Annotated in this window: 6 protein-coding genes; all 6 read left to right on the top strand. The window is 30.6% G+C overall.

The features are described from left to right. Positions 1-262 precede the first annotated feature (262 nt). The 6 genes from MRZ08_RS03675 (at position 263) to MRZ08_RS03650 (ending at position 3,779) form a co-directional block, all read left to right on the top strand. The gene (locus MRZ08_RS03675) at positions 263-823 is read left to right on the top strand and encodes a hypothetical protein (RefSeq protein WP_297379346.1); all 561 of its coding nucleotides are present in this window, start codon (positions 263-265) and stop codon (positions 821-823) included. 97 nt (positions 824-920) lie between these two features. Next, the gene (locus MRZ08_RS03670) at positions 921-1,127 is read left to right on the top strand and encodes a hypothetical protein (RefSeq protein WP_297379344.1); all 207 of its coding nucleotides are present in this window, start codon (positions 921-923) and stop codon (positions 1,125-1,127) included. Positions 1,128-1,129: 2 nt separating this feature from the next. Continuing rightward, complete coding sequence (locus tag MRZ08_RS03665) at positions 1,130-1,342, top strand: hypothetical protein (RefSeq protein WP_297379343.1); 213 nt, start codon at positions 1,130-1,132, stop codon at positions 1,340-1,342. 114 nt (positions 1,343-1,456) lie between these two features. Beyond that, on the top strand, positions 1,457-1,654 hold the full coding sequence (locus tag MRZ08_RS03660) for a hypothetical protein (protein ID WP_297379341.1): 198 nt from the start codon (positions 1,457-1,459) through the stop codon (positions 1,652-1,654). Positions 1,655-2,063: 409 nt separating this feature from the next. Then, positions 2,064-2,225: a hypothetical protein gene (locus MRZ08_RS03655; RefSeq protein ID WP_297379339.1), complete on the top strand. Its 162-nt coding sequence runs from the start codon at positions 2,064-2,066 to the stop codon at positions 2,223-2,225. 342 nt (positions 2,226-2,567) lie between these two features. Beyond that, a complete protein-coding gene (locus MRZ08_RS03650) occupies positions 2,568-3,779 on the top strand; it encodes a Fic family protein (RefSeq protein ID WP_297379337.1) in 1,212 nt (403 codons plus the stop codon). The last annotated feature ends 522 nt before the right edge of the window (positions 3,780-4,301 follow it).

Genomic DNA, 4,301 nt, shown 5'->3' with positions numbered 1-4,301 from the left:
TGTTTTGAATATCTTCAGTGTTTAATGTAAAATGTAATTGGGTCATTTGTTCCTCCTAGTAGGTTTTTGTTGCTAAAAGCATTGTACTAGTTTAGGTTTCAAATGACCTTTTTCTTTTTACACAATTATACGGACTCTATCTTTTTATAGCAAGAATAAGGTAAATATAGAATATGTAATAGAAAATGCAGAAGTAGACAAGCTTTATAATAAGTTAAAATATTTAGAAAAAATATTCAATGAAAATAAAAATCGAGAATTGATGGCTAGTAAGGAAAAAATTAGAAAATTGCTAGCTGAAAGGCTTAAGTATGAGGATATAAGAGATAAATTATCAGGTATTAAAGATATATATGATAAAGAGATAGAATCTTTTAAGAAAGGTATTATAAATAACCTTAGTATACCGCTATTGATATATACTGGAAAATTATTACAAGAATATCAAAGTGGTCTTGGAGTATTTATTGATGAGGGAGAGTTTAGGTTTATCTCAGATGGGAGTGCAAAGCATGATATTCTAAATACTTTTAGTTCTGGACAGACATCAGCTTTTGTTATTTCATTTATGCTGGCTATGAATAAACTCTACGTAGGAGAAGATGATCAATTAGGATTCTTATTGATTGATGACCCTGTGCAAACAATGGATGACATAAATATGGCGTCTCTTGTGGAACTTCTAAGAAATGAATTCGATGATAAACAGATAATTCTTTCAACTCACGAGCTTGAAAAAGAAAATTATATCTTGTATAAGTTTTATAAATATGGGCAAATGGGACAATCTTTTAATGTTAAAGATGAGCTTTATGGTTATTAGATAGTTGGTGATTTTAGTGGACTCATTATTTTAAAAATAAGATAAATAGTTTTTTATCTAAATCTTGGGTATAATACTATATAAAGGAGGAAGTTTTATGGAAATTAAAGTATTAGAAGATAAAGACTTTATTGTTAACAAGAGCAAGGCATTTGCTAATGGTTTTTTGAAGGCTTATGATATCTTTGGTATTTCAAATAAATTTAGGAACATTGATGTTTCTGATTTAAAAACTTACTCATATACAGAAGGCTTTGAGAAGACCGGGCAATCTCTTAGTAAATATATTAGACAAGAGAATTAATCATGAATGAAATAGATAAAAAAGGAAGTTTAAAATTAACTGATGAAAATGATACAGAAAATAGGTCAGATGTTTTCACAGATGATGAAGTAAATTGTTTAAAAAATCTAGTAGATAAAGACCCAGAAGAAGTAATCAAGGTTATTAATAGTGAGATTAAATCGGTTAAAATCTCTCATTCTAGCATGTTTATGGGGCCACTTCCTTCACCATAGTCACTAAAGGGTTATGGAGAAATAGACCCATCCTTTCCAGATAGAATTTTTAAACTTACTGAAAATGATCAAGTTCATAGGATTGAGCTTGAAAATTATGCTATTCGTGAGAATATGAAATTCAATAAAATGGGAATGTGGTTTGGCTTTATTATTGCGATTTTGTCTATTTGTATAGGGGCTTTTCTGATTTATAATGATAAGAATGTGGCAGGTATTGCTGCTATATTTACTTCATTGGTTGGAGTTCTTGCTGTATTTATATTAAATCAGAAAAATGAGAAAAAAGATGAAGATAATAAAAATAATTAATTCTGGTGTATATAATATCAATTATTAAAAGATATAATTTAATTACAAAATAGTCGCCAGTATGTGGACTAAGTGATACAAGGAAAGAGGAGATTAATTTCTTCTCTTTTTCTATACTCTATTTCCATCTTAATAACCTACATAAATAACTTATAGCTAGTCCGTACCAATTGATAATAATCTTTATTAAGATATACTTGTTTAATTAGAATTGGAACTACAAACCTTATTAGTTAGACTTTACATAAAAAATTGACAGTACCATGATAAGGCCTTTCATCATCATAGTTATGATATGGTATAATATTTACAAGTAGAAGTTATTATGTTTGCTAGTGGTTGGTTATTAAGTTGGTAACAAAGTTGGTTACTGGTTTGTAACTTATATATTTTGAGGATTTAATTATTTATGACTGAATATTTAGATATTGTAAATACACTTATTAGTTATGATACAGAGAAAGAATGGTTTGAGTTTAAAGAGAATCTTGATAAAGCTGATGAAGTAGGAAAATATATATCTGCTTTGGTCAATGTTGGTATTACCATAGAAAAGATCGTGGTTATTTGAAAAGATGATTTAGACAATAAAAAAAGATAACCCCAGGCGCATAGGAGTGCTCGGTTTATAAAAAACTTACCCCATTCTGGGACCTAGCGATATTCCTTCCCAAGTTATCTTTGATACTTATATTATAGCACAAAATTATGAAAAATCAGTATTTTATTTATTTATTCTACTTAAAATATAAAATAGTCAATCTTACTAAGCCAAAAATATTTTGAAAAAACTTGTAAGTATTGAAAATAATGTCGATGTAAATACTATAACCTTATACTAATTGGTCGGCATGGAGACTGAAAACCCATGTCCAGTGCAGTGGAAACTGTGAAAAACCATTTAGGGAGTTCTATGGATTATATTTTTAAGAAATATCATAAAAAAGATAGTTATAAAGAGTCTTATGAAAAGAGAGTTAATTTTGAGTCTAGCTTAAGGCTTGACTTTCGTGTAAAGGATAATCCCTTATGTTTTGTTTTCAATTCTTATACTACCAATCTTATGGATAGGGTTAGGGTTTTGGATGGAGAGATCAATGATCTATATAGAAAGCTTCCTAAGGTGGCCAAGTTTTCTTTTTTGGATGATATTATAGTTGAGGAGATTTATTCTAGCAATGAAATCGAAGGGGTGAGGTCCACTAAGGAAGAATTGCTGTTTACTAAGAAAGACCTTGAAATAAATAAGTCATCAAATCTTAGGTTTTCTTCAATAATAAGGTCTTATTCTGATTTGACTAGCCACGATAGAGTGGATAGTCTTAAGGATATCAGAAGTATTTACGATAAGATTGTTGAAGGTGGGCTTAGTAGCGAGTCTTTGCCAGATACTGATTTGTTTAGAGATGGAGATGTTTTTATTCAGTCCAACAAGTCATTTGATGGTTCATATATCCATAGAGGAATTGATCCCAAGTTACTGAATATTAGTATGGAAAAGTGGATTGGATTTATAAATGATAAGGACTTGCATATTTTGCTTAGGGTAGCAATTGGACATTATCTGTTTGAGTATATGCATCCTTTTTATGATGGAAATGGAAGGGTCGGTAGGTTTTTATCTAGTATGTATCTGAGACACTCATATTCTTATCTAACAACGCTTGCAGTATCTAGGGGAGCTTTCATCAAGAAGACTGACTATTACAAGTCTTTTAGACAAACTAGTGAAAAGATTAATATGGGAGAGCTTAATTATTTTGTAGATGAGTTTATTAAGATTATTATCAAGGCCCAAGAGGATATGAGGGACTTGTTAAGATTAAATACATCGAAATTAGATAAGACTTTGGAATGGCTTGAAGAAAGATTTCCTGATAGGGTTGAGATAATAAATATATTGTTTGTATTAGTCCAGGATTATATTTTTGCCATAGGAGAAGGTATTAGCAGAAAATACCTACTAGAGGGATTGAGGGCAAATGGCTATAGCAATCATTCTCATAATATAAGGTGTTTTGATTCTCTTGAAGAAGAAGGGTATATAGAAAAGAAGAAGCTTAGACCTATTGTATATGGCTTATCTGATGAGATGGTATACTTTATTGAGCAAAATATATTGTAGATTGAATTAATAATCTTAATATCGAGATTAGGGAAAGTAAGGACATTGAAATTTGGTTAAGTAGAAGTATTATAGTAGCAACCATGATGTCAAGTATAGCATAGTGTTACCAAGTGAGGAAAGATGAGTCTTTATGGACTTGTCTTTTTTTATGATTATTTTTCTATGATTTTTTTGGAGTATTTATTAAAATTACTAGGTGTAGTAGTATCAACTCCTTTATTCCAGAGGTTTGCATTTATAGAAGTGTTCTTTAATTATGAGATCTCTCGACTACGCTCGAGATAAGGGGAAGAGGAAATTTGTTCGCCATGGCCAGACCAATTAGGGATAAGGGGAATTGTAGTTCCTACGAGATCTCTCGACTACGCTTCGCTCCGCTCGACGGTAGTTTTCGGATTCAGGACAAGCATAGCTTGTCCTTTATCTTATTAACTTAGAACGATAGTCATCGTTCTTTTATCCTTTGTTATTTCTTAACAAAGGATACTGCACTATTTTGCTTTGCAAAACAGTGGCCCA

Source organism: Anaerococcus sp. (assembly GCF_022770135.1).
Classification (GTDB): domain Bacteria; phylum Bacillota; class Clostridia; order Tissierellales; family Peptoniphilaceae; genus Anaerococcus.
This window is presented reverse-complemented; position numbering and strand designations above follow the sequence as displayed.